Source organism: Aeromonas sp. R4-3 (genome assembly GCF_040908275.1).
GTDB lineage: Bacteria > Pseudomonadota > Gammaproteobacteria > Enterobacterales > Aeromonadaceae > Aeromonas > Aeromonas rivipollensis.
In genome coordinates this window covers 1-25728 of the sequence record NZ_JBFODK010000017.1, presented here as the reverse complement: position 1 = coordinate 25728, position 25728 = coordinate 1, and the positions used below count along the sequence as shown (strand labels likewise).

Sequence of the window (25728 nt, the reverse complement as noted above, 5' to 3'; positions counted from 1 at the left end):
AAGGCTTAAGGCCTGACGAAGTGATAGACCCAGCCTTCGTCCAGGGGGAAATCGGAGGGCGCAGAGACAAGGTTGGGCAGGGCGGCGACGGCCCCCCCGGCGGCATATTGCAGCGCCATCAGGGCGCAGAGGGCGGCGTCGTAACGATCCGTCCCGGCCACCACATCAGGTGGCAAGGAGGCGGCTATCTCCGCCCTGGCCGGTGAGGCCTTGCCTGCTACCTTGGCAAGAGCCGGATAGACCTCCAGCACGGCGCGATCGGCGTGGGGCTGCTGCCTGGGCACAAGCAGCAGATCCCCGAGACGCGGCAACATGGAGAGCGCCAGGGTGGCATTGTTGCCGAGCCTGTCGAAGGTGGCCGACAGCGGCTTCTTGCCGTATTGCTGATGCAGCCAGCGCTCGCAGTCCCGATAGGCATAGGGGTTGTCTATCTCCCGCTGGGGCACGGCGCACTCGACTCCCCTCCCCGCCAGCAACTCGCCGAGGGCTCGGGGAAAGGCCAGCGGGGCATCGATGCCGAGCGCCAGTCGCGGGCAGGCCAGCACCTGCATCAGCGCCATCTCGTCTTGCAGCGCCGGGCGCAGCAAGGCGTCCAGATCCGGCGCCACCCGGGAGCTCAACCTGAACAGGGGGGAGACCCCGAGCCAGTGCAACTGCTGCGTGCGGGCCTGCCAGCCCACCACGGCCATCGCCTGGGCATTGCCCTGCCAGCCCCTCACATCCCAACCGATGCCGATGGCATCCAAGTGTTCCGTTGTCATGCCCCTGTCACCTCTGCGCACTATTGATGGTGCACAGGGTAATGGCTGCGTCCCCTAAAGCAAGGCCGGGCGCCCTTCCTAGAAGGATTTCTTGAAATTGATGAGGGGCAGTATGGGGAAGATGCCGTTCTCGGCGTAGTTGGCGAGCCCTATCTGCAGGCCATCGAGGTGCTTGGTGGCATTGATGAAGCCAAGCTGGAAGGTGGTGCGCTCGGCATAGTTGACGAAGCCGAGGTTGGCCAGGGCATTGCCCTTGGCGATGTTGACCGCCCCCCAGTTAAGCCCCTGCACGTTGTTGGTCAGGTTGACGAAACCCAGGTTGACCCCGGTGTCCTGCCCCTCATGCCAGTTGACGGCGTTGATGGCGACCCCGCCGAACTGATGGCGCACCCGGGCGGCGCCGAAGAAGATGCCCAGCTGCAGACCGGTGAACTGATCCACGTCGGAGAGGGCGAACACCGGCAGATCTATGCCCTTCACCTGACCGGTGCGGCCATACAGGAAGGAGGCGCGCGCCCCTTCCACCTGGTGGGAGGAAGGCAGGTTGATGCCGGGCAGGGAGATCTGGACCGGGGTGCTGGCCTGGGCGGTGCCGGCCAGGGCCAGCGCGGAGCAACCGAGCAGCAGGGCGAGAGGTTTCATCGGGATTCCTTGGCAGTCTGAATGACGTGCCAGCCTAACAGCGCGGCGCCGGTGCGGCGAGGGCGCGCCGGGCCCAGTGCGTCACCTCTCGTCTGACCCGCGCCCCCGACGGGCGTCGCTGACAAAAAAATTCAAACAGAAATTAACATTTATGTCATTTACACCAAACCGCATTTGGTTGCAGAATGCTCAAACGTGTGTTTGAACAGAGCAAGCAACACGTAAACAGGGATGACATGCAGTACCCGTAAGAAGGGCCGATTGGCCCACAACAACACTGTTCTGCCGAACTGGAGACCGATGATGAATATGGACGTGATCAAGAGCTTTACCGAGCAGATGCAAGGCTTCGCCGCCCCCCTCACCCGCTACAACCAGCTGCTGGCCAGCAACATCGAACAGCTGACCCGGTTGCAGCTGGCCTCCGCCAACGCCTACGCCGAACTGGGCCTCAACCAGTTGCAGGCCGTGAGCAAGGTGCAGGACACCCAGAGCCTGGCGGCCCTGGGCACAGTGCAACTGGAGACCGCCAGCCAGCTCTCCCGCCAGATGCTGGATGACATCCAGAAGCTGAGCGCCCTCGGCCAGCAGTTCAAGGAAGAGCTGGATGTCCTGACCGCAGACGGCATCAAGAAGAGCACGGGCAAGGCCTGATAACCCCTGGCTGCCCGTTCGGGCAGCCACATCTCCCCACGACTCGACGGTACGGGCGAGCTCCCGCCTCGGGTGTGGGTGAAGGAGAGCACATGAGCCAACCATCTTATGGCCCGCTGTTCGAGGCCCTGGCCCACTACAATGACAAGCTGCTGGCCATGGCCAAGGCCCAGACAGAGCGCACCGCCCAGGCGCTGCTGCAGACCAATCTGGACGATCTGGGCCAGGTGCTGGAGCAAGGCAGCCAGCAACCCTGGCAACTGATCCAGGCCCAGATGAACTGGTGGCAGGATCAGCTCAAGCTGATGCAGCACACCCTGCTCAAAAGCGCAGGCCAGCAGAGCGAGCCGGTGATCACCCCGGAGCGCGGCGATCGCCGCTTCAAGGCCGAGGCCTGGAGCGAACAACCCATCTATGACTACCTCAAGCAGTCCTACCTGCTCACCGCCAGGCACCTGCTGGCCTCGGTGGATGCCCTGGAGGGCGTCCCCCAGAAGAGCCGGGAGCGGCTGCGTTTCTTCACCCGCCAGTACGTCAACGCCATGGCCCCCAGCAACTTCCTGGCGACCAACCCCGAGCTGCTCAAGCTGACCCTGGAGTCCGACGGCCAGAACCTGGTGCGCGGGCTGGCCCTCTTGGCCGAGGATCTGGAGCGCAGCGCCGATCAGCTCAACATCCGCCTGACCGACGAATCCGCCTTCGAGCTCGGGCGGGATCTGGCGACCACCCCGGGCCGGGTGGTGCAGCGCACCGAGCTCTATGAGCTCATTCAGTACAGCCCGACTACCGAGACGGTGGGCAAGACACCTGTGCTGATAGTGCCCCCCTTCATCAACAAGTACTACATCATGGACATGCGGCCCCAGAACTCCCTGGTCGCCTGGCTGGTCGCCCAGGGCCAGACGGTGTTCATGATCTCCTGGCGCAACCCGGGCGTGGCCCAGGCCCAAATCGATCTCGACGACTACGTGGTGGATGGGGTCATCGCCGCCCTGGACGGCGTGGAGGCGGCCACCGGCGAGCGGGAGGTGCACGGCATCGGCTACTGCATCGGCGGCACCGCCCTGTCGCTCGCCATGGGCTGGCTGGCGGCGCGGCGCCAGAAGCAGCGGGTGCGCACCGCCACCCTGTTCACTACACTGCTGGACTTCTCCCAGCCAGGGGAGCTTGGCATCTTCATCCACGAGCCCATCATAGCGGCGCTCGAGGCGCAAAATGAGGCCAAGGGCATCATGGACGGGCGCCAGCTGGCTGTCTCTTTCAGCCTGCTGCGGGAGAACAGCCTCTACTGGAACTACTACATCGACAGCTACCTCAAGGGCCAGAGCCCGGTGGCCTTCGATCTGCTGCACTGGAACGGCGACAGCACCAATGTGGCGGGCAAGACCCACAACAGCCTGCTGCGCCGTCTCTACCTGGAGAACCAGCTGGTGAAGGGGGAGCTCAAGATCCGCAACACCCGCATCGATCTTGGCAAGGTGAAGACCCCGGTGCTGCTGGTGTCGGCGGTGGACGATCACATCGCCCTCTGGCAGGGCACCTGGCAGGGCATGAAGCTGTTTGGCGGGGAGCAGCGCTTCCTCCTGGCGGAGTCCGGCCACATCGCCGGCATCATCAACCCGCCGGTCGCCAACAAGTACGGCTTCTGGCACAACGGGGCCGAGGCCGAGAGCCCGGAGAGCTGGCTGGCAGGGGCGACGCACCAGGGCGGCTCCTGGTGGCCCGAGATGATGGGCTTTATCCAGAGCCGTGACGAAGGGTCGGATCCCGTCCCCGCGCGGGTGCCCGAGGAAGGGCTGGCCCCCGCCCCCGGCGACTATGTCAAGGTGCGGCTCAACCCCGTGTTTGCCTGCCCAACAGAGGAGGACGCAGCATGAGCGCACTGCCTCTTGAAGTGGGCCAGAAGGCCCGTCTCAGCAAGCGGTTCGGGGCGGCGGAGGTGGCCGCCTTCGCCACGCTCTCGGAGGACTTCAACCCCCTGCACCTGGACCCGGCCTTCGCCGCCACCACGGCGTTCGAGCGGCCCATAGTCCACGGCATGCTGCTCGCCAGCCTCTTCTCCGGGCTGCTGGGCCAGCAGTTGCCGGGCAAGGGGAGCATCTATCTGGGTCAAAGCCTCAGCTTCAAGCTGCCGGTCTTTGTCGGGGACGAGGTGACGGCCGAGGTGGAGGTGACCGCTCTTCGCGAGGACAAACCCATCGCCACCCTGACCACCCGCATCTTCACCCAGGACGGCGCCCTCGCCGTGACGGGAGAAGCCGTGGTCAAGCTGCCTTAAGCACCGGCGGCACGCAGACACAATCAGCCCGGCCCCTGCCGGGCTGATTGTTCTCCCCCGCTCCCCTCGCCCCCTTTTTCGGGGCAATTTGGCCCAGGCCCTTTCCCTGCCCCGCCTAACTGCCTAAAATGGCCGCCCTGCCGTGTAGGCATTCATCCAGCTAGAGGATTTCCCATGGAGACGTTTCTGCTCGAAGGCCACCCCTTCGTTGCCTTGTGTGACCTGATCAAGCATCAGGGTTGGGCCGATTGTGGCGGTGCCGCCAAGGCGCTGGTCGCCGAGGGCCTGGTGGAAGTGGACGGTCAGGTCGAGACCCGCAAACGCTGCAAGATAGTCGCCGAGCAGGTGGTCAACTTCAACGGCATGAAGGTGGTGGTGAAGGAAGGCGTCAGCCCCGAGATCCTCTAAGCCCTGCTTGAATAAGGGCGCCAACGCGCCCGTCAGCATTCAGCTGGCCTTGATCGACAGGGTCAGCACGAAGCGCGCCATCGCCTCATCTCCGTTGAGCGACGGGCAGGTGGCCACAACCTGGATGGGGCGGTTGATGCGCTGCCCGGTCGCCAGGGACTCGTCTATCATGGCGTCTATGGCCTCCCCGGCCGCGCAGTCAAACTGCACGTCCCCCTCGGGGCGCTTCAGAAACTCCCCCTGCACATCCTTGAAGGCGAAGTGCACCTTCTTGCGCCGCGCCCGCCCCTTCTCCATCACCAGCAAGCCCCCCACCAGATCGGCGCCGGTGGCCAGCGCCCCGAAGTACATGCTGCCCAGGTGGTTGCGGGTACGCCAGCCGAGGGGAATGCGGATGCGCAGCGCCTTGGCATTCATCTCTTCGATGACGGGGGCACAGAATCCGATGACGGGAATATAGCGCCAGGCGAACAGGCGCAGTGCCAGATTGGCTTTGAAGCGTTGCAGGTCCATTGCAAACTGATCCGATGAGTGATTGTGACCGAAATGTTGCCAGCCCCCACCCCAATAGACAAGCCTCCATTGCCGTCGTTGTGAGGACGATCGACTCCCGAGTGCATTTGAAAATCAAATGATGGGCGCCGCTGCATTCGATAGATAAATGATAACCCCGGGTATTCGCCGCCACAGCGACGCCATTTCCTCCTGGTGGCGGAGGTTTTTTCAAGAAAGAACTCATATGGCACTTTCATGACGACTCTAGCGGGCTGAAAGCTAACGATAAACGGAGTTGCCCCGGCGCTAGCCCACTCATCCGCCAGCGCCACTGGGATTAGTCACAGTAACGAAATGCCTCCCCCCTCGCTAGGCTCTGCTGGCTCGTGAATGGCCAGCTGGCACCGAGTCATCCTGTGACACCAATCTCAGCATAAGGATAGAGAGATGAGTAACGTTCAACAGCTGTTCAACGGGGGCGAGAGCGCCGGTACCTTCCTGCTCAACTTCAACAACAACCGTGCCTTTGAGCTGTTTGGCCGGGAGTACCTCAAGTGCTACGCCAACCTGGCGGTCAAGGGCAAGATGAGCAAGCCCCTGCCCACAGGGCCGCTCAGCTACGCCGTCGACTTCGCCATGGATTGCGGCTGCAGCTCTGTGCTGTTCGACTTCAACCTCGCCTACAAGAAGACTTTTGGCAATCAGGCCCAGGCGCCCCTGTGGCGCGAGTCGGACTACGAGGCCGAGATAGTGCTCTGCCAGCTGGTGCGTGAGGCCCCCGCCAGCCGCCTGAACAACCTGGATCAGTTCGCCGAGGCCGAGGCCTTCTTCAACGACGTCAACCTGCCCACCACCGCCAGGAACCTGGGCAGCGATCCTTATGCCGACAAGGATGGCCTGGTGGAGTTCATCGTGGCCAACGAGCTGCTGGACGATCCCGCCGTCATGGCCAAACTGGCGGAGCAGAAGGCCTACCTCATCGCCATCACCTCAGTGGTCACCGCCTACATCAACCGCTACGCCGAGGCCTATGGCGAGCAGTACAAGACGGACGCGGATCTCTGGGCCCGGGCCCTCTCCAAGATCCCCCTGATGGGGCCGAGCAAGATCGATCAGCAGAGCTACAGCCGCCACATCAAGGGGCTCAGCATCGCCACCGACTTCATCAACTTCATCATGGACGTGGTGGTGAGCCAGGGCACCACGGCGCTGGCGAGCTTCAACAAGTTCCTGCAAAAACAGGGGGATGCCATCCGCTTCGGGGTGGAGAACAACAAGGACTTCTACAAGACCATCACGGTGGGCATCACGGTCGAGGTGTTCAAGGTGGGCAGCGAGCTGGTCTATGTGCCCAAGATCAAGCAGTACCGCGTCAACTTCGACCGCCAGAACAGCAAGTTCACCTCCGCCTGTGCCAGCGCCGAATTCGTCGACATCCACTTCAACTACCTCTATGCCGCCAACGTGTTCGACTACGAGGCCTTGAAGGATCCCGAGATCAAGCGCGACTTCGACAGCTTCATCCAGAAGCAGCGCAAGGCCCAGATCGAGGAAGCCGACACCTTCTTCAACGACGACTTCCCGCCGCTGCAACCCAAGCAGATCGCACGGAGCAAGGCGACGGTCTGATCTTCCCCCATCTTGGAAACAACACAGCCGGCATCTGCCGGCTGTTTTTTATGAAGGGCTTCAGGCCCGTTTCTCTTCGAGCCAGGCGCCCTGGCTCTGCATCTCGAACAGCTGGGCGTAGTGGCCCCCTAGCGCCATCAGTTCCCCATGGGTGCCGCGCTCGCTCACCTGGCCGCGGGAGAGCAGCAGTATCTCGTCCGCATCCACTATGGTGGAGAGCCGGTGGGCGATGGCGATGGTGGTGCGGCCACGGCGCGCCGCCGAGAGCGCCTGGGAGAGCGCCAGCTCCGTCTGGGAGTCCACGCTCGCGGTCGCCTCGTCCAGGATGAGGATGCGCGGATCCCCCACCAGGGCGCGGGCAAATGAGAGCAGCTGGCGCTGGCCGGCGGAGAGGTTCTTGCCCCCCTCCTCCATCAGGGTCTCCAGGCCCTTGGGCAGATGGCGCACGAACGCGGCCAGCTGCACCTCCTCCAGGGCCTGCCAGAGCCGCGCCTCATCGATGCCGTCACGGCCAAGACGCAGGTTTTCTGCCAAGGTCCCGACGAAGATGAAGGGATCCTGCTGCACCAGGCCTATGCTGCGGCGCACCGCCGAGAGCGACAGCGCGCTCATGGGGTGATCATCGAAACGGATGCAGCCCTGATCCAGCGGGTAGAAGCCCATCAGCAGGCTGATGATGGTGGACTTGCCGCTGCCGGTGTGACCCACCAGCGCCAGCATCTGGCCGGGACGGGTGGCGAAGCTCACCTCCTGCAGCACCGGCTGCTGGCCATCGTAGGAGAAGCTCACCCGCTCGAAACGCACCCGTCCCGCCAGGGGCAGCGTCTCGCCTTGCGTGCTCTCCCGGGATTCGTCCAGCAGGGCGAACACCCGCTCCCCCGCCACCATGGCCTGCTGCAGCTGGTTGAGCTGGTTGGTCATCTCGATGAGGGGCTCGATCATGCGCCCCAGATAGCTGATGAAGGCGTAGAGCACCCCCACCTGGATGGCGCCACCCGCGCTCAACCCCTCCTTGGCAAACAGGGCCAGCAGGCCGATGAGCACCATCATGTAGAAGAGATCGATGAGGGGGCGCAGCAGTATGCCGTTGATCTTGAGGCTCTTGATCCTGGCCTGCCAGTGCTGCTGGTTCACCTCGGCAAAGGCATTGGCGAAGTGGCGCTCCTGCACCATGGCCTGGATCACCGGCATCCCCTGCAGGGACTCGTTGAGGCGGCTGTTGATGTCGGAGAGCAGGCTGCGGGTCGCCCGCACCACGGGTACGCTCAGGCGCTGGTAGAGCCACATCACGGCCCCCACCGCCGGCAGCAGGGTGGCGCACACCAGCATCAGGCGCAGATCCAGCAGCGCCATGGAGATGAGGATGCCGCACAGCAGCACCACTTTTTGCACCAGCAGCCCTATCACCTGCACATAGAGGTTCATGATCGCCTCTGTGTCGTTGGTGATGCGGGAGATGAGGGAACCCGAGCGGTGCTTGTCGAAATAGCGGGCAGGCAGCCGGATGGCGGTGGCAAACACCTGCTCGCGAAGGGTCTGCACCACAGCCTGGGCGATGCGGTTGAAGCGCAGGGATTGCAGGTAAAAGCCCGCGGCAGAGAGCACCTGCAACCCCAGATAACCGGCGGCAAGGGCGGCGATGTGGGGCCACACCAGCTGGCGCGGCGCCAGGTAGTCGTCGATGAAGAGCTTGATGAGCAGAGGCCCGGCCACTTCGGCGCCGGTGGCCAGCAGCAGGCAGATGCCCGCCTGCACCAGCCAGCGGGGATAGCGGGCACAGTAGGCGAGCAGGCGTTTGATGGTTGGATTCACAGACTTGCCTCCAGCACAGCGTTCCCAAGGAATTGACTCTCTTTGCCCCCTTCTCCCCTCGCGGGAGAAGGGATGAGGGGAACCATTCGTCTCATCATCAAACTCACAGGCTCTCCTCCACGTTTTGTTCGAGACGCTGATAGCGCACCATGTCCGCGTACCAGCCGTTGTGGGCCATCAGGGCGCCATGAGCACCGCGCTCGCTGATGGCTCCCTGATCCAGCACCAGGATCTCGTCGGCCTGCTCCACCGCCGTCATGCGGTGGCTGACCAGAATGAGGGTCCGTCTGTGGGCCTTGAGCGCCAGCAGTATCTGCTGCTCTGTGTGGGCATCCACCGCCGACAGGGCGTCATCCAGCACCAGGATAGGCGCCGCCAGCAACAGGGCGCGGGCGATGGCGAGGCGCTGCTTCTGGCCCCCGGAGAGGGTCACCCCCTTCTCCCCCACCTCGGTCTCATACCCCCTGGGGAAACGCACTATGTCGTCGTGGACGCAGGCGATGCGGGCTACCCGCTCTATCTCCTCCCGGCTCGCCTCCGGCTTGCCGAGGGCGATGTTGGCGGCGATGGTGGTGGAGAAGAGGAAGGGCTCCTGGGGCACGTAGGCAAACTGGCTGCGCAGGGTGCCCAGGGGCAGCTGGTCGATGGGCACGCCCCCCATGGCAATGGCACCGGCCGTGGGATTGGCCAGCCGCATCAAGAGCTTGAGCAGCGAGCTCTTGCCCGCCCCGGTGCGCCCCACTATCCCCAGCATGGCGCCGTGTTGCAGGGTGAAATCCACGCCATGCAGCAGGCTGCGCTGCTCCAGCCGATAGCCCAGGCCCCTGGCCTCAAGCGGCAGGGCCGAGACAAAGGCCGCGGGCCGGGCCGGCTCCTCGATGTCGCTGCGCTCCCCCAGCATGCTCTCGATGCGGGAATAGGCGGCGCTGCCCCGCTCTATGATGTTGAACAGCCAGGCAATGGCGAACATGGGCCAGATGAGCTGCCCCAGGTACATGGTGAAGCTGGTGAGCTCCCCCAGGGTCAGCTTGTCTTGCAGTACCAGGGCACTGCCGCCGGCCACCGCCAGGAAGTAGGAGCAGCCGATGCAGAGGTAAATCACGGGATCGAACTTGGCATCGATGCGGGCCACCGCCATGTTGCACTCCCCCGCCTGGCGGGTCAGCTCGGCAAAGCCCTTGTCTTCCAGGGATTCCACCGCATAGGACTTGAGCACCCGCACCCCGGAGAGGGCCTCCTGGGTCTTGTTGTTGAGGCGGGAGAAGGCCCCCTGCGCCGCCTTGAACTCCTTGTAGATCTGGGTGCCGAAGCGGTTCATGAAGAAGGCCATCACCGGCAGCGGCAGCAGGGAGAGCAGGGTCAGCTGCCAGGAGTACTGGCTGCACATGATGGAGAGCACCAGGATACCGACAATGAAGGAGTCCACCAGGGTCAGCACTCCTTCGCCTGCGGTCATCTCCACCGCCTGGATGTCGTTGGTGGCGTGGGCCATCAGATCGCCGGTACGGTGGCGCTGGTAAAAGTCCGGGCTCATGCGGGTGAAGTGGCTGAACAGGCGGTTGCGCAGCACATAGGCGAGCCGGTAGGAGGCGCCAAACAGCATGACCCGCCACACGTAGCGCAGCAGGTAGATGAGCAGGCCAAGGCCCAGCAGCCCCGCCAGATAGCCCATCAGGGTGCCCTCATCGAGCTCCCCCCTGGCGATGCCATCCACCACCCAACCCACCACCTTGGGGGGGATCACGGTCAACAGAGCCACCATCATCAACAGGGAGATGGCCATCAGATAACGCCGCCACTGATCCTTGAAAAACCAGCCAAGCCGCAAAAATACGCTCACAGTAAAGTCCTTGCTCGCGGCACAGCGGGGGCCGCGTGATCATAAGAGAAGCTCAATACAATCGCCCCCGAGGTGGGGGCGATGGGAGTGGGTCATCATAGCCTGAAGCGGACGACTTGAGAACGATTGCTATCTCACCGGTTCACAGCCGCTTGTCCGGGGAGGAAAACGGGAAGGCGACCGACTCCTGCTGCTCGCCGGTCAGCAGGAAATGGGAGACCTCTTCCCGGGTCTGGGTGAAGACTTGCTGCAACTGGGTCAGCTCCCCCTCGCTCAGCTCCTCTTGCAGCCGCAGCCGCCACTCCAGCTCGCCGGCCAGCAGTTGCAGCCGGGAGGCGGAGATGTTGGCCGACACCCCCTTCAGGGTGTGCAGCAGGCGGCAGGCCACCTCGGGTTGCTGGCGGCGCAGGGCGGAGCGAATGTCCCACAGATCGTCCTTGTGCTCGGAGAGGAACAGCTTGAACAGGATCTGCAGCGCCTCCCTGTCCTGCTCCAGCCGGCGCAGCGCATCCTCCAGATCCAGCACCCCCATCAGATCCGGCGGCTTGACCTCGAGCGGCGCCCGCCGCTCGCCACTGGCGTTCTTCACCCACTGCAGCAGGTTGTTGTAGAGATCCAGCTTGCTGACCGGCTTGGTGACATAGCCGTTCATGCCGACCCCGAGGCAGCGCTCCCTGTCCCCCGGCATGGCGCTGGCGGTGAGCGCTATGATGGGGACGTCGTGCTTGTCCACCATCTTGCGGATCTGGCGGGTCGCATCCAGTCCATCGAGCACCGGCATCTGCAAGTCCATCAGGATGACGTCAAAGGGTTGCTCCGCTACCTGCTCCACCGCCTCGCGGCCATTGTCCACCACAGTGACCACGGCCTCGACCCGGCGCAGGTACTCCATGATGAGCTGCTGGTTGACGCGGTTGTCCTCGGCCAGCAGCACCCGGGTCCCGTGCAGCAGCTCCCTGAAGTGCTGCTGATCCCCCTGGGCCTCGGCCTGACGGACCTTGCTGTCGTGGGAGCTGCCGTTGAGCAGCTCATCGACCTTGGCCAGCAGGGCGTTCTCTGTCATGGGCTTGGCCAGGAAGTGGGTCAGCCCCATGCTCTCCATGCGCCCGTGCAGCCCCTCCCTAGACCAGGCGCTGGTCATCAGTATGGGCAGGCGCCGCCACTGGCTGTGCTGATACATCTCGAGGGCGAGATCCAGGCCGTCCTCCTGCCCCATGCGCCAGTCGAGGATGGCGAGCCGGATGTGGTGGCCCTCCTCCCGCAACACCTGGCGGGCACGGGAGAGGCTGTTGACCACGATCACGGAGGCACCGGCCCGGCCCAGTATGTCCTTGGCGAGCTCCAGCACCAGTTCGTTGTCATCCATCATCAGGATGAGGGGCTGGTGATCGAAGAAGACCCGGCGCCCGGAGACCCCATAGACGGCCTGGGACAGGGGGATCTCGAACAGGAAGGTGGAGCCCACCCCGGGCTTGCTCTGCACCCTGATCTCCCCCCCCATCAGCCCCACCAGCCGCTGGGAGATGTTGAGCCCGAGCCCCGAGCCGCCATATTTGCGGGTGTTGCCCGCCTCCAGCTGGGTAAAGGGCTGGAACAGCTGTGCCTGCTTCTCCGGCGCTATGCCGATACCGGTGTCCCGCACGCTGAAGCACACCCGCATCGGGTATTGATTGACTAGAGTGATGGCCACCTCCACCTCCCCCCGCTCGGTGAACTTGATGGCGTTGTTGACCAGGTTGACCAGCACCTGGCCGAGGCGCAGCGGATCACCGCGCAGAAAATCGGGCACCGCAGGCGACTTGTTGATGATGACCTCGATCTGCTTGCGCTCCGCCAGATCCGCAAACATGGCGGCCAGGGAGTCGAGCTGTTCGCTGAGATCGAAGTCGATCTCCTCCAGGGTCAGCTTGCCTGACTCCACCTTGGTGAGATCCAGGATGTCGTTGATGAGCAGCAGCAAAGTATCAGAAGAGGACTTTATCTTGTTGAGATAGTCCCGCTGCTGCTGATCGAGGTTGGTCTGCAGCGCCAGGGCGCTGAAGCCGATGATGGCATTCATGGGGGTGCGGATCTCGTGGCTCATGTTGGCCAGGAAGTCACTCTTGGCCTGGGCCAGCAAGGCGGCGTGGCGGGACAGCTCGCTCAGCTTCTGGTTGCGGCGCCACAGGGTCGCGGCCACCAGCGAGAAGCAGAGCAGCGCGCTCCCCAGCACCATCAGGTAGAAGCGGCTCTTGAGGGAGGAGGCCAGATCCAGCTTGCTCTGTTTCCAGGCCGGCAGCGAGGCCAGCCCCTTCATCTCGACGATCTGGTTGCGCAGGCGGTGGTATTCCATCACCTGCTGATTGAGCTCCTGGCTGAGCTGGGTCAGGGCCGTGACTTTGGGCTGCCCGGGGTAGGTCTCCATCAGGTGCAGTTGCAGTTGCCGCAGTTGACGCTGTTCGCTGGTGTCCCAGCTGCGCCTGAGGTAGTGGCTCAACCGGGAGAGCTCGGTGAGATCGCGGGCTTGTTCGGCCCCGGCCGGCAGGGTTGCCAGCAGCGCCTTGAGCTGGCTCTGGAAACGGGGCGCCAGGTATTCGATGGTCATCTCCATGGTGTAGAGCCTGGCGAGATCCAGCAGATAACCGTCGATATCCCGTTGCAGCGCCAGGGACTTGGGATCATCCACCGACCCCGGGTCTTCGCGCACCTGGCTCACGAAGCGATCCAGGCTGTTCGACAGCAGGCTGAGGCGCTGCTGCACGCTGCCATCGCTGGCCTTCTCGCGCCCCAGCAGATAGACGGTGTCGGTATTGACCCGATTGAGGACCAACTCTGCGGCCACGCTCAGATCGGAGGCGCGTTGTTGCTGGCTCAGCAACTGCCAGCAATAGGCAGAGAACGCCAGCAGCGATACGATGATAAGGCCAAAGACAACACGATGGTCCCGTGCAACACTCTTCATCCCGTCTCGATTCTCATGTCATGGTCGGCCATCCGGTGCCCCAGGATCAGGGCCGAACAGCCGAGTGTGAAAAACAACTGAGCGCTATGTTACCGTTAGTCTGCTCTGTGAATGCAATAAAGATGTTGCCGGGCCATGAATAAAGGAGCCAATTATGTCACTTGTCACTACCTATTGTAGCCACTGCTTTACCCGCAATCGCCTGCCCGGCGACAAGGTGGATGCCAGTGCAAAGTGTGGTCGCTGCCACCAACCCCTGTTTTCCCACTCCCCGGTGTCGGGTCGCCTGGCGCACTTCGATGCCCTGATCCAGTCCGACATACCGGTGGTGGTCGACTTCTGGGCCAGCTGGTGCGGCCCCTGCCTGCAGTTCGCCCCCGTCTTTCAAGAGATAGCCCAGGAGCTCGAACCCCGCATCCGCTTCGTGAAGCTAGACACCGAACAGGAGGCCGCCATCGCCAGCCGCTACGCCATTCGCAGCATCCCGACCCTGATGATCTTCAAGGGGGGGCAGATCCTGGCTCAGCGCAGCGGCTCCCTGCCAAAGAGCCTGTTCAAGGAGTGGCTGCTTTCCGTCACGGCAGAGCTCAAATGAAAACAGAATGTTTAATTTCTGTTTAATAGCAGATCCATTTTCACTTGACTCTGTGAGTCGCCACATGATTTGACCACATCCCCCTGTTTCAAACAGGGGGATAAATGTAACCTCGGCAACACAACAACAACCATAAATTAACCGAGAGAACAACATGCATACCTCTGCAGTCCCTTCCGCCCCTACACGCTGGCTGGACATCAAGGCCGGGATCGTCATCCTGGACGTTCTGCTGCTCTGCGCCATGCTCGCCTGGCTTCCGTTTGATCCCATGATCAACAAAGGCCTCGGCATCCTGATCTTCATCGCCATCCTCTGGCTGACCGAGGCGGTGAACATCACCATCACGGCCTTGTCCATCCCGGTGCTCGCCACCCTGCTCGGGGTGTTTGACATGAGCAAGTCGCTGACCGACTTCGCCAACCCTGTCCTCTTCCTCTTCTTCGGCGGCTTTGCCCTGGCGGCGGCCCTCTCCAAGCAGGGGCTGGATACCCAGATCGCCGCCAAGGTGATGCAGCTGGCCAAGGGTCACCTCGGCTGGGCAGCCATAGTGCTGTTCACCATCACGGCGGCGCTCTCCATGTGGATCAGCAACACCGCCACCGCCGCCATGATGATGCCGCTCGCCCTCGGCATGCTCAAGGGGCTCGATATTCACAAGGAGCGCCGCACCCTGGTCTTCGTCCTGCTTGGCGTCGCCTACAGCGCCAGCATCGGCGGTATAGGCACCCTGGTGGGCAGCCCCCCCAATGCCATCGCCGCCGCCCAGATGGGCCTCGGCTTCACCGACTGGCTGAAGTTCGGCATCCCCGTGGTGCTCATCTTCATGCCGGTGGGCATAGGCCTGCTCTATTGGGTGACGCGCCCCAACCTGTCGCACCAGGTCAGCACAGAGCAGGTCACCATAGAGTGGACCGGCCAGCGCAAGACCACCTTGCTCATCTTCCTGACCACAGTGCTGCTGTGGATTGGCTCCCAGCCCATAGCCGCGGCGCTCGGCGGCATTCCCCAGTTCGATACCCTGATCGCCATGGGCGCCATCCTGGCCATCGCCGTCAGCCGGGTCGCCAGCTGGGATGACATCAACCAGAACACCGACTGGGGCGTGCTGCTGCTGTTCGGGGGTGGCCTGACCTTGAGCGCCATCCTCAAGCAAACCGGTGCCAACGCCTTCCTGGCGGAGCACCTCTCCAGTGCGCTCTCCACCATGCCCATCTTCATCATATTGCTCTGCCTTGCCGCCTTCGTGGTGTTCCTGACCGAGCTGGTCTCCAACACCGCCACCGCCGCCCTGCTGGTGCCGCTGTTCGCCGGTGTGGCCGAGGCGCTGGGGGTCTCCCCCATAGTGGTGTCTGTGCTTATCGCCGTCGGCGCCTCCTGCGCCTTCATGCTGCCGGTGGCCACCCCGCCGAACGCCATCGTCTTTGCCAGCGGTCACATCCAGCAGCGGGAGATGATGCGAGCCGGTCTGGTGCTGAACCTGGTGTTCACCGTCATCCTGACCCTACTGGCCTATTTCTTCGGCGATATACTGCACTGATCCCGGTGCCAGGCTGATGGGCCCAGCCCCTGAGCCGTCGCCCCCAGGCCCGTTGAAACACCAGAGCCCCGCACCCTCGGGGCTCTGTTTATTCTTCCCCCCTAGAGCTTCCCCCCAGCCTCTCCCCCTCTCCTTGCCACTGGCCCTGCCCTGTGACGCGCCTCAAGCCATTAACACGGCCTTAAGAAAGTGCCTCCATGATGCGGGCAACGGCGCTCCGGCAACAGGCGTATGGAAAGCCGGTATGGATCACAACGAGAGGAAAAAAATCATGGAGAAAGCGACGGAAAGCGGCAAGGCCATCAGGGTGTGGGATCCCCTGATCAGGGTGTTTCACTGGGCAACCGTCCTGCTATGCGTGCTCAACCTGTTCATCCTGGATGAGGGCAGACGCAATCACCGCTATGTCGGATACGCCCTGGCCGGATTGCTGGTGCTGCGCATCCTGTGGGGATTTGCCGGCTCAGACTACGCCAGGTTTGCCCAGTGGTTTCCGACCCCGGCCCGTCTGGGCCGCTACCTGCAGGCCAGCTGGCAGGGCAAGCACCCCTATCATGCCGGCCACAATCCGCTGGGTGCCTTGATGATACTGCTGCTGTTGACCTGTCTGGTGGGGACAGCCGTCACCGGGATCATGACGGGGTACGAGCAGCTGTTTAATGAGGATCTCATGGAGGAGCTGCACGAGTTCTTTGCCAAGGCGCTGCAGATCGCCATCTTCATCCATGTGCTGGCGGTCATCGTCCTCGATCGCCTGACCCGGGGGGATCTTATCAGGGCCATGATCACCGGCAGTAAGCGCGTGCCGGTCGGCACCGAGATCGTCGACAAGCGCTGAGTCCTTCTCGATCAAAGGAGATAAAAAAACCCCGCGATGCGGGGTTTTTTCATATTGGTTGTGGTCAGCCGACGTTGCAGCTCTTCAATTTCCAGATCCGATCCACGTAGTCCTGGATGGAGCGGTCGGAGTTGAACTTGCCCATGGTGGCCGAGTTGATGATGGCCTTCTTCGCCCACAGCGCCGGATCCCGATACCAGGTATCGATCAGCTTGTGCGCTTCCGAGTAGGAGGCAAAATCGGCCAGGGTCAGGTAAGGGTCTCCCCCTTCCAGCAAGGAGCGCTTGATGGAGGCGAGCTCCCCCGGGCGACCCGGCGTGAAGTAGTCGGTGTCGAACCAGTCCAGCACCGCCTTGAGCTCGGAGTTGGCATAGTAGAAGTCGTACGGGTTGTAACCGCGCGCCTTCAGGGACTTCACCTCGTCCACGTTCAGACCGAAGATGGCGCAGTTCTCGGCTCCTGCCTCTTCCGCGATCTCGATGTTGGCACCATCCAGGGTACCTATGGTGATGGCGCCGTTCAGTGCCATCTTCATGTTGCCTGTCCCTGAGGCCTCGTAGCCTGCGGTGGAGATCTGCTCGGAGACATCCGCCGCCGGGATCAGCTTCTCGGCCAGGCTCACGCGGTAGTTCGGCATGAACACCACTTTCAGCTTGCCCTGGATGCGGGCGTCGTTGTTGACCCGCTCCGCCAGCTTGTTGATGGCGTAGATGATGTCCTTGGCCAGCTTGTAACCGGGCGCCGCCTTGGAGCCGAAGATGAACACACGCGGATGCATGTCATAGTCCGGGTTCGCCAGCAGACGACGATACAGCGCCATGATGTGGATGAGGTTCAGCTGCTGACGCTTGTACTCGTGCAGACGCTTGATCTGGACGTCGAAGATCGCCTCGGCCGAGACATCGATACCGGTTTCGGCCTTGATGACCTTGACCAGCTTCTCCTTGTTGTGACGCTTGATGGTCATGAACTGCTGCTGGAACGCCTTGTCGTCGGCAAACTTGGTCACGCTGCGCAGCTTGTCCAGCTGCAGCGGCCACTCCTTGCCCACCACCTCGTTGTAGAGGGCGGAGAGCTCGGGGTTGCAGGCCAGCAGCCAGCGACGGGGGGTCACGCCGTTGGTGACGTTGCACATCTTCTCTGGCCACAGCTCGGCATACTCGGGGAAGAGATCCTCTTTCACCAGCTTGGAGTGGATCTCGGCCACGCCGTTCACCTTGGAGGAGCCGATGACGCACAGGTTGCCCATGCGCACCTTGCGTACGTCCCCTTCTTCGATGATGGAGAGCTTGGCCTTGATGGCATCGTTGCCCGGCCACTTGGGTTCCACCAGCTCGTTCAGGAAGCGGGCGTTGATCTCGTAGATGATCTCGAGATGACGGGGCAGCACCTTCTCGAACAGGCTGACGGACCACTTCTCCAGCGCTTCCGGCAGCAGGGTGTGGTTGGTGTAGGAGAAGACCTGGTAGCAGATGGCCCAGGCGGCATCCCAGTGCAGGTCTTCCTCGTCCACCAGCACTCGCATCAGCTCGGGGATGGCCACTGTCGGGTGGGTATCGTTGAGCTGAATGGCAATTTGCGCGGCAAAGTTGCGGAAGTCCGCACCATGCACCCGCTTGTAGCGGCGCATGATGTCCTTGATGGAGCAGGCACAGAAGAAGTACTGCTGGATCAGGCGCAGCTCTTTGCCTGCATCTGTCTCGTCGTTCGGGTAGAGCACCTTGGAGATGGTCTCGGCCTGGGCCTTCTCGGCCTGGGAGTCGATGTAACCACCGGCGTTGAACACATCCCAGTCAAAGAACTCGGAGGCACGGGATTCCCACAGCCGCAGTATGTTGACGGTGTGACCGCCAAAGCCCACCACAGGGATGTCCCAGGGCACCCCTTTGATCTTGCGACCGGCGTGCCACACCTTCTTCAGGCCGCCCTTGTCACCGAACACTGTCTCCACGTAGCCGTAGAGCGGGATCTCCTGTACCGACTCGGGGCGGCAGATCTCCCAGGGGTTGCCATATTCACGCCAGGAGTCCGGGCGCTCGATCTGGCGGCCATCCTGGATCTCCTGACGGAACAGACCGTGCTCGTAATGGATGCCGTAACCCACCGCCGGGTAGTTCAGGGTGGCCAGGGAGTCGATGAAGCAGGCGGCCAGACGGCCCAGGCCGCCGTTACCAAGGGCCATGTCCGGCTCTTGTTCGCACAGATCGGTCAGTTCCAGACCTAGTTCACCCAGGGCCTCTTCGCAAATTTTGTACAGGGAGAGGTTGTGCAGGTTGTTGGAGGTCAAACGCCCCATCAGGAATTCAGCAGAGAGATAGTGAATCGCACGAGTATCTTTCTTGAAGTGAGTCTGCTGAGTACGGGTCAGGCGCTCGTACACCTGTTCGTTGACGGCGGCAGCGGTCGCTTTCCACCATGCTTCGGGGGAGGCTTTCTGTTCGCTTGTACCCAAGGTAGAACGCAGGTGACGCACGATACTCGCCTTGAGCTGATCTTTATCCAGTTGGAGATCCTGGTCTGTCTTCTTCTTGGTAGCCATAAACCATTTTCCTTCGTTACAAATAAAAAATGTTATCCCCTTGAGGGACCGGCGCTGTTGTTATCTCAGAATATGTTCCGGCGTGGGCATACTAGCTAAAGCCGGGGGTTTAAAAGTTAACGTGAGTCACACTTTAACGTATAAAAATGACAGTTTCACCATGAAAACCCTTTCCTATATCCCGCCTAAACAAAATAAAAATAACCTTAAAAATCAAAACATTGAATGAAATTCAAAAAGATGGATTCATGAATAGGTTTTCAATGATTGCCAGCGGCTGAAAATACGTGAAAATAAGCGGCTATTCGGCCGGCGATGAAATCGCTTTCAATGCTTGATGCATCAGCACGGCAATAAAAGGAAGCTGCCCCAATTGGGGCAGCTTCCTGAGCTGAATTAACCATGAGCCTTGAACTGGTTACTCATGGGGTCGTAGTGATAACCAATCTGCTGCAGACGGGTGGCCAGCTGATCCTCCGTCATGTCGTAGTAAGCCAGCAACTCTTCCAGACCATCGCACTCCAGCCGCAGCTTCTCGTTGATGATCCCGAGCAGAATATTGGCGTCCAGCCGTTGCAAGGTGCTCACATCCATCTTGGTCCCTCCTCTTGCCATACATACTGTATAACCATGAGCGCCGACCCGCGCTTTGTCTACAGGTTAAAAAACACCCGCCCCACCATCAATATAAATATTATTTAAATTCAAATAGTTAATAAAAAAACCTGTTAGTCGGCTCACATTTTTAATCACAAACGCCTTGTCACTGGCATGAGATAGAACTACTGTATACGCATACAGCATGGTTATTCATACAGGACACACATATGAGCCAGCCCCTGAGTCACCGCCCACTCTCCTCCTCTGCAGGTGTTATCCCCACCTGGCCCACCCGCCATCAGGGCAAGGCGGAGCATGAGCATCGACTGGCCATGGATCTCCATGAAGCCCCGCTGCTGGATGCGCTGGGAAGATTGAGCCAGAGCGACAGCGGCTGGATTTTGCTCATAGCCCCGCCAGGGCTGCCCGTGGCCAAGCAACTGCAGGCACAGGGGATCAACCCAGCCCGGGTACTGGTGGTCCACGGCCCCAAGATCAAAAACTGGCAACGTCTGCTGGAGCAGAGCCTGGCCAACGGCCATTGTGCCGCCGTCTTGACCTGGCTGCCGGAACGGGTTGCCCTGGATCGCAGCCGCCTCAGCACCCTGGGGCAGCGTACAGGTGTCCTGACCCGCTTCTTCGAGCCCACCCCATCCCAAGGTGGCCCCCTTTGTTACGGTGGGCAGGACGTCTACCTGAACCATTAATACACGCCGACCGGCGCCAGCTGGCAGGGCTCCCCGCCCCCGCGCGTCATCCTGGCCGGCAACCAAGACGAGAAAGGCGACCCTGGGGTCGCCTTCTGTCATATGGCCTGTGTGATGGGCTGCTATCTGCCCGGCGCCCCGCCAGGGGTTTGCACAGGATCAGGCGAGCTTGGTATCCAGCTCGGCGATCTTGGCAGACCAGTAAGCCGGGCCGGTTTCATGGATGTTGTTGCCCTGAGAGTCGACCGCCACTGTCACCGGCATGTCTTCCACCTCGAACTCATAGATGGCTTCCATCCCCAGATCGGCGAAGGCCACCACACGGGCCTTCTTGATGGCCTTGGCCACCAGGTAGGCGGCACCCCCCACGGCCATCAGATAGACGGCCTGGTGCTGCTTGATGCTCTCGACGGTTTTCGGACCCCGCTCGGACTTGCCTATCATGCCGATGAGGCCGGTTTCACCCAGCATCATGTCGGTGAACTTGTCCATCCGGGTGGAGGTGGTGGGGCCAGCCGGGCCGACCACTTCGTCACGCACCGCATCGACCGGGCCGACGTAATAGATGAAGCGGTTGGTGAAGTCGACCCCTTCCGGCATGCCTTCGCCATTTTTCAGCATGTCGGCAATGCGCTTGTGGGCCGCGTCACGGCCGGTGAGGATCTTGCCGGACAGCAGCACTGTGTCACCGCTCTTCCAGCTGGCGAGCTCGGCCTTGGTGATGCCGTCGACGTTGACCCGGCGCACGTTGCCGCCCGCTTCACGGGTGATCTGTGGCCAGTCTTCCAGCTTCGGCGGGGTCAATTCGGCGGGGCCAGAGCCATCGAGCTCGAAGTGAACATGACGGGTAGCGGCGCAGTTGGGGATCATCACCACCGGCTTGGAGGCCGCATGGGTCGGGGCGGACTTGACCTTCACGTCCAACACTGTGGTAAGGCCGCCCAGACCCTGGGCACCAATCCCCAGCCGGTTGACCTTGTCATAGAGCTCGACCCGCAGCTTCTCTTCTGTGGTCTCTGGACCCCGGGCGATCAGCTCCTGAATGTCGATGTGCTCCATCAGGGCTTCCTTGGCGAGCACGGCCGCCTTCTCGGCGGTGCCGCCAATGCCGATCCCCAGCATGCCAGGCGGGCACCAGCCGGCGCCCATGGTCGGCACGGTTTTGAGCACCCATTCGACCACATCGTCGGAGGGGTTGAGCATCACCATCTTGGACTTGTTCTCGGAGCCGCCGCCCTTGGCCGCAATGCTCACTTCCACCTTGTCCCCCGGGATCATGTCGATGTGCACCACGGCAGGGGCATTGTCCTTGGTGTTCTTGCGACTGCCGGCCGGATCCGCCAGCACGCTGGCACGCAGCGGGTTGTCCGGGTTGGTGTAGGCACGGCGGGTGCCCTCATCCACCATCTCCTGGACCGTCATGTCGCTGTCCCACTGCACCTGCATGCCGATCTTGACGAAGCAGGTGACTATGCCGGTGTCCTGGCACAGAGGGCGATGCCCTTCGGCAGACATGCGGGAGTTGATCAGGATCTGGGCCAGGGCATCCTTGGCGGCCGGGTTGATCTCGCGGTCATAGGCAGCCTTGGCGGCATGGACAAAATCGAGGGGGTGGTAGAAAGAGATGTACTGCAGGGCGTCAGCAATGGAATCGATAAAGTCCTGTTTTCTAATGATGCTCATATCATCCTCACTGGTCCTTGTCGTCGCTTGCGCGAGCAAGGGCTTCCATATGAGCCGGGCCTACGGCAGGCGGCGAATGCGCACAGAGCCGGCGACTACGGCGTGTTTTTATAACGGTGTTTTTCTTAAAAATGCCGGCGGCCATGATACGCTTGAGCACCCGAACCGGCTAGGGAGCTGGGTGCAAACTGTTGCCTGTGTAACAAAAAATGAAACCAAGACTGCATATCCACCATTTCGACCCGCAAGCATCGCTTCACGCCCTGTTTGCCCGCTTGCAACACCAGGCCTGGGCCATCTTGCTGGAATCGGCAGGCCCAACGGGCGCCGACAACCGCTTTGACATCATCAGCGCCGATCCGCTCGCCACCCTGGAGACCCGGGGTGCCAGCACCAGCCTGCGCCACGCAGGCAGCCAGACCCTGCATGAAGACGATCCCCTCACCCTGCTCGCCCGCACCCAGCAGGCCCTGCTGGGGGATCAGGTGCAGGATGAACATGACCTGCCCTTCATCGGGGGCGCCCTGGGGCTCTTTGGCTACGACCTGGGACGGCGATTCGAGCGTCTGCCCACTCAGGCCTGTGCGGACATCCAGGTACCTGACATGGCGGTGGGGATCTACGACTGGGCACTGCTGCGGGAGGTCGCGACCGGCCGCTGGCAGCTGGTGCACTGGGGAGATGAGGCCGGGCTCGCGAGACGCCTGCAGTGGCTGGCGGCGCAAACCCCGCAGGCCGGCGCCCCCTTCGCCTTGCAGGGAGAGTGGCAGAGCAACATGAGCCGGGCCGAGTATGGCGAGAAGTTCGCCCGCATCCAGGCCTATCTGGCAGCGGGGGACTGCTATCAAATCAACCTGACCCAGCGCTTCAGCGCCCCCTATGGCGGGGACGAGTGGTCCGCCTATCTCGCCCTCAGCGTCGCCAACAAGGCCCCCTTCTCGGCCTTTGTCCGGTTGCCCCAGAGCGCCATTTTGAGCCTCTCCCCCGAGCGCTTCCTGCTGCTCGATGGCCGCCACATCGAGACCAAGCCCATCAAGGGCACCCGGCCCCGTCATCCGGATCCCGCCATCGACAGGCAAGTGGCCGAGTCGCTCGCCAGTGCCGACAAGGACAGATCGGAGAACCTGATGATCGTGGATCTGCTGCGCAACGACATAGGTCGGGTCAGCCGCCCGGGCTCCGTCAGCGTGCCTAGCCTGTTTGCGGTGGAGTCCTTCCCCGCCGTGCATCACCTTGTCTCCACCATTCACGGTGAGCTGGATGCGCGCTGGCAGGGGGTGGATCTGCTGCGGGCCTGTTTCCCTGGCGGCTCCATCACGGGGGCCCCCAAGATCCGGGCGATGGAGATCATCGAGGAGCTGGAGCCGGTGCGGCGCAACGCCTATTGCGGCAGCATCGGCTACCTGAGCCAGCACGGCCGGATGGACACCAGCATCTGCATTCGCACCCTGATAGCCGAGGCCGGCCGGCTCCATTGCTGGGCGGGAGGGGGCATCATCGCCGACTCAGACCCGGACGCCGAATATCAGGAGACCTACGACAAGGTGGCCCGCATCCTGCCACTGCTGGATGCCCTGCGCCAATGAGCCTGTGACTGCCCTCGCCCGCCCCAAGGAGACCAGGACCGAGATGGATATCGAGATGAACCGCGCCGAGCTGCTGACCCGTTTCCTGTTGCAGCGCCCCGCCCCCGCCCACCGCCTGATGCTGGCGGGGCTCAAACCGGCGGCTGTGCTGATCCCCCTGGTGGAGCGTCCCCAGGGGCTGCATCTGTTGCTGACCCGCCGCAGCCCTACCCTGCGCCACCACCCGGGGCAGATAAGCTTCCCCGGCGGGCGCCAGGACCCTGAAGATGAGAGCCTGATCCACACGGCCCTGCGAGAGACCCACGAGGAGCTCGGGATCCCCGCCTCCCAGATCCGGGTCATCGGCAGCCTCACCCCCCTCAACACCATCTCCCTGTATGACGTCCTGCCGGTGCTGGCCATGATAGACCCCGACTATCGGCTTGCCCTCAGCCCCGATGAGGTGGAGCAGGCCTTCGAGGTGCCCCTCAGCCATGTGCTGGATCCGGCCCATCACATAGCCCTGACCCTCCCAAGGGCGGGCAAGCGCCACACCATCTACTGGATCCCCTGGCAACACTCCTTCATCTGGGGGGCCACCGCCAGCATGATCCGCCAACTGGCCCAGCACCTGTCAGGACAACATATTGATAACCTGGCGAGGTGAAAGATTATCCATTTAACATTCAACTAACACCGCATATGATAAATAAATTTTGATTATTTATTCTTTTGATCACATTTCTATAAGAAAGTGCGGGTTTCAGCCTCATAAAGGTGAATCTGATCAACATTTTTGATTAAAAAAAAAGTATTCTTGCGCCGACTAATTAAAACCACACATTCGGGGTGAGACACATGTCCAATACTGTCACTGGCGCACAGGACGTTGCAGCCGCACAGGAGCAAGGGATCCGCTCGGTCCAATCACGCGGTTGGAGCAAACAAGACACCACCTGGGTTATCAGCCTGTTCGGCACCGCCGTCGGCGCCGGCATCCTGTTCCTGCCCATCAACGCCGGCATGGGTGGCTTCTGGCCACTGGTGGTGATGGCGCTGCTGGTCGGCCCCATGACTTACCTGGCCCACCGTGGCCTGGCGCGCTTCGTGCTCTCCTCCAAGAAGCCAAATGCGGATATCACCGAAGTGGTGGAAGAGCATTTCGGCGTGGGCGCCGGCAAACTAATCACCCTGCTCTACTTCTTCGCCATCTACCCCATAGTGCTGATCTACGGCGTGGGCATCACCAATACCGTCGAGAGCTTCCTGGTCAACCAGCTGCAGATGACGGCGCCACCGCGCTGGATCCTCTCCATAGTGCTAATCATGGCCATGATGTCGGTCATGCTGGCCGGTGAGAAGCTGATGCTGAAGGTCACCGAGTTCCTGGTGTACCCGCTCATCGCCATCCTGGCGGGCATCTCCCTCTACCTGATCCCGGACTGGACAGGTGCCGCCCTGGCCCAGGTGCCTTCCGCCAAGGATTTCGCCACCACTCTGTGGCTGACCATCCCTGTGCTGGTGTTCTCCTTCAACCACAGCCCGGCCATCTCCAGCTTCGCCCTGGCCCAGCGCCGTGACCACGGTGACAACGCCGTCGCCAAGTCAGACGCCATCTTGAAGCGCACCGCCATCGTACTGCTGGGCTTCGTGATGTTCTTCGTCTTCTCCTGCGTGATGAGCCTGACTCCGGCCCAGCTGGCAGAAGCCAAGTCCCAGAACATTGCCGTGCTCTCCTACCTGGCCAACCAGCATGCGAGCCCCTTCATCTCCTACTTCGGCCCGCTGGTTGCCTTCGTCGCCATCGTCTCCTCCTTCTTCGGTCACTACCTGGGTGCCCGTGAAGGTCTGAAGGGCATGGTGATGCAGCAGATGCGCTCCTCCGGCAAAGAGCCGAACCACAAGAAGATTGAGCTGTTCATCATCGCCTTCTTCATTCTGACCCTGTGGAGTGTGGCCGTGATCAACCCCTCCATCCTCGGCATGATCGAATCCCTGGGTGGCCCCATCATCGCCACAATCCTGTTCCTGATGCCGATGTACGCCATCAAGCGCGTCCCGGCCATGGCGAAATACCAGGGCCAGATCAGCAACGTGTTCGTGGCAACCATGGGCCTCATCGCCATCTCTGCCATCCTCTATCAGCTGGTCGGCTAACCCCGCCCCCGATGGCCAGGGTCAACCGGATCGCCGGTTGACCC

At 62.0% G+C, this 25728-nt stretch carries 21 protein-coding genes; 12 read left to right on the top strand and 9 right to left on the bottom strand.

The genetic code is table 11. The features are described 5' to 3' along the window. Nucleotides 1-5: 5 nt before the first annotated feature. Together AB5Y91_RS03185 and AB5Y91_RS03180 are read right to left on the bottom strand one after the other, a co-directional pair. On the bottom strand, nt 6-761 hold the full coding sequence (locus tag AB5Y91_RS03185; protein WP_368169057.1) for a DUF429 domain-containing protein: 756 nt from the start codon (nt 759-761) through the stop codon (nt 6-8). Nucleotides 762-839: 78 nt separating this feature from the next. Continuing rightward, complete coding sequence (locus AB5Y91_RS03180; protein WP_106886674.1) at nt 840-1403, bottom strand: phaC PHA synthase; 564 nt, start codon at nt 1401-1403, stop codon at nt 840-842. Between the two features lie 303 nt (nt 1404-1706). Here AB5Y91_RS03180 and AB5Y91_RS03175 point away from each other — a divergent pair, with 303 nt between their 5' ends. The 4 genes from AB5Y91_RS03175 (at nt 1707) to ybcJ (ending at nt 4743) form a co-directional block, all read left to right on the top strand. Next, nucleotides 1707-2057, top strand: a complete 351-nt coding sequence (locus AB5Y91_RS03175; protein WP_025327108.1) for a phasin family protein — start codon at nt 1707-1709, stop codon at nt 2055-2057. Nucleotides 2058-2149: 92 nt separating this feature from the next. After that, a complete protein-coding gene (locus AB5Y91_RS03170) occupies nt 2150-3934 on the top strand; it encodes a class I poly(R)-hydroxyalkanoic acid synthase (protein WP_368169056.1) in 1785 nt (594 codons plus the stop codon). Next, a complete protein-coding gene (locus AB5Y91_RS03165; protein WP_303806534.1) occupies nt 3931-4335 on the top strand; it encodes a MaoC family dehydratase in 405 nt (134 codons plus the stop codon). The genes AB5Y91_RS03170 and AB5Y91_RS03165 overlap by 4 nt, the downstream gene beginning before the upstream one ends. 174 nt (nt 4336-4509) lie before the next feature. Then, nucleotides 4510-4743: a ribosome-associated protein YbcJ gene (gene ybcJ, locus AB5Y91_RS03160; RefSeq protein ID WP_010674882.1), complete on the top strand. Its 234-nt coding sequence runs from the start codon at nt 4510-4512 to the stop codon at nt 4741-4743. Nucleotides 4744-4782: 39 nt separating this feature from the next. On the opposite strand, the gene AB5Y91_RS03155 is transcribed toward ybcJ, so the two are convergent. Next, on the bottom strand, nt 4783-5256 hold the full coding sequence (locus tag AB5Y91_RS03155; RefSeq protein WP_025327111.1) for a DUF4442 domain-containing protein: 474 nt from the start codon (nt 5254-5256) through the stop codon (nt 4783-4785). 429 nt (nt 5257-5685) lie between these two features. Here AB5Y91_RS03155 and AB5Y91_RS03150 point away from each other — a divergent pair, with 429 nt between their 5' ends. After that, entirely contained in the window at nt 5686-6867 is a 1182-nt protein-coding gene (locus AB5Y91_RS03150; RefSeq protein WP_368169055.1) for a hypothetical protein, read from the top strand. A gap of 60 nt (nt 6868-6927) precedes the next feature. Here the strand turns inward: AB5Y91_RS03150 and AB5Y91_RS03145 are convergent, their stop codons facing one another. From AB5Y91_RS03145 to AB5Y91_RS03135, 3 genes are all read right to left on the bottom strand, one after another. Further along, the gene (locus tag AB5Y91_RS03145; protein WP_163157362.1) at nt 6928-8679 is read right to left on the bottom strand and encodes an ABC transporter transmembrane domain-containing protein; all 1752 of its coding nucleotides are present in this window, start codon (nt 8677-8679) and stop codon (nt 6928-6930) included. 103 nt (nt 8680-8782) lie between these two features. After that, nucleotides 8783-10519 carry an ABC transporter transmembrane domain-containing protein gene (locus AB5Y91_RS03140; RefSeq protein ID WP_368169054.1) on the bottom strand — a complete coding sequence of 579 codons (1737 nt, stop codon included), beginning with the start codon at nt 10517-10519 and terminating at the stop codon, nt 8783-8785. 142 nt (nt 10520-10661) lie between these two features. Then, a complete protein-coding gene (locus AB5Y91_RS03135) occupies nt 10662-13460 on the bottom strand; it encodes a response regulator (RefSeq protein ID WP_368169053.1) in 2799 nt (932 codons plus the stop codon). Between the two features lie 154 nt (nt 13461-13614). Between AB5Y91_RS03135 and trxC the strand changes: the two genes are divergently transcribed. The 3 genes from trxC (at nt 13615) to AB5Y91_RS03120 (ending at nt 16433) form a co-directional block, all read left to right on the top strand. Beyond that, nucleotides 13615-14055, top strand: a complete 441-nt coding sequence (gene trxC / locus AB5Y91_RS03130) for a thioredoxin TrxC (RefSeq protein ID WP_368169052.1) — start codon at nt 13615-13617, stop codon at nt 14053-14055. A 154-nt stretch (nt 14056-14209) separates the two neighbouring features. Beyond that, complete coding sequence (locus AB5Y91_RS03125) at nt 14210-15595, top strand: DASS family sodium-coupled anion symporter (RefSeq protein WP_368169051.1); 1386 nt, start codon at nt 14210-14212, stop codon at nt 15593-15595. 271 nt (nt 15596-15866) lie between these two features. Beyond that, nucleotides 15867-16433 carry a cytochrome b/b6 domain-containing protein gene (locus tag AB5Y91_RS03120; RefSeq protein ID WP_368169050.1) on the top strand — a complete coding sequence of 189 codons (567 nt, stop codon included), beginning with the start codon at nt 15867-15869 and terminating at the stop codon, nt 16431-16433. Nucleotides 16434-16497: 64 nt separating this feature from the next. Here AB5Y91_RS03120 and AB5Y91_RS03115 read toward each other — a convergent pair whose 3' ends face one another. Then, complete coding sequence (locus tag AB5Y91_RS03115) at nt 16498-18972, bottom strand: glycogen/starch/alpha-glucan phosphorylase (RefSeq protein ID WP_163147602.1); 2475 nt, start codon at nt 18970-18972, stop codon at nt 16498-16500. A gap of 396 nt (nt 18973-19368) precedes the next feature. Continuing rightward, nucleotides 19369-19566, bottom strand: coding sequence for a DUF4250 domain-containing protein (locus AB5Y91_RS03110; RefSeq protein ID WP_005323525.1), 198 nt, complete (start codon nt 19564-19566; stop codon nt 19369-19371). Nucleotides 19567-19799: 233 nt separating this feature from the next. Here AB5Y91_RS03110 and AB5Y91_RS03105 point away from each other — a divergent pair, with 233 nt between their 5' ends. After that, nucleotides 19800-20279 (top strand): cell division inhibitor, encoded by a 480-nt coding sequence (locus AB5Y91_RS03105; RefSeq protein WP_106886664.1) that lies wholly within the window; start codon nt 19800-19802, stop codon nt 20277-20279. A gap of 159 nt (nt 20280-20438) precedes the next feature. Here the strand turns inward: AB5Y91_RS03105 and AB5Y91_RS03100 are convergent, their stop codons facing one another. After that, nucleotides 20439-21962 (bottom strand): fumarate hydratase, encoded by a 1524-nt coding sequence (locus AB5Y91_RS03100; RefSeq protein ID WP_368169049.1) that lies wholly within the window; start codon nt 21960-21962, stop codon nt 20439-20441. 209 nt (nt 21963-22171) lie between these two features. Between AB5Y91_RS03100 and pabB the strand changes: the two genes are divergently transcribed. The 3 genes from pabB (at nt 22172) to AB5Y91_RS03085 (ending at nt 25684) form a co-directional block, all read left to right on the top strand. Then, the gene (pabB, locus tag AB5Y91_RS03095; protein ID WP_368169048.1) at nt 22172-23548 is read left to right on the top strand and encodes an aminodeoxychorismate synthase component I; all 1377 of its coding nucleotides are present in this window, start codon (nt 22172-22174) and stop codon (nt 23546-23548) included. Between the two features lie 55 nt (nt 23549-23603). After that, the gene (locus tag AB5Y91_RS03090) at nt 23604-24194 is read left to right on the top strand and encodes a CoA pyrophosphatase (protein WP_163157417.1); all 591 of its coding nucleotides are present in this window, start codon (nt 23604-23606) and stop codon (nt 24192-24194) included. Between the two features lie 191 nt (nt 24195-24385). Continuing rightward, nucleotides 24386-25684 (top strand): HAAAP family serine/threonine permease, encoded by a 1299-nt coding sequence (locus AB5Y91_RS03085; RefSeq protein ID WP_106886661.1) that lies wholly within the window; start codon nt 24386-24388, stop codon nt 25682-25684. Nucleotides 25685-25728: the final 44 nt, after the last annotated feature.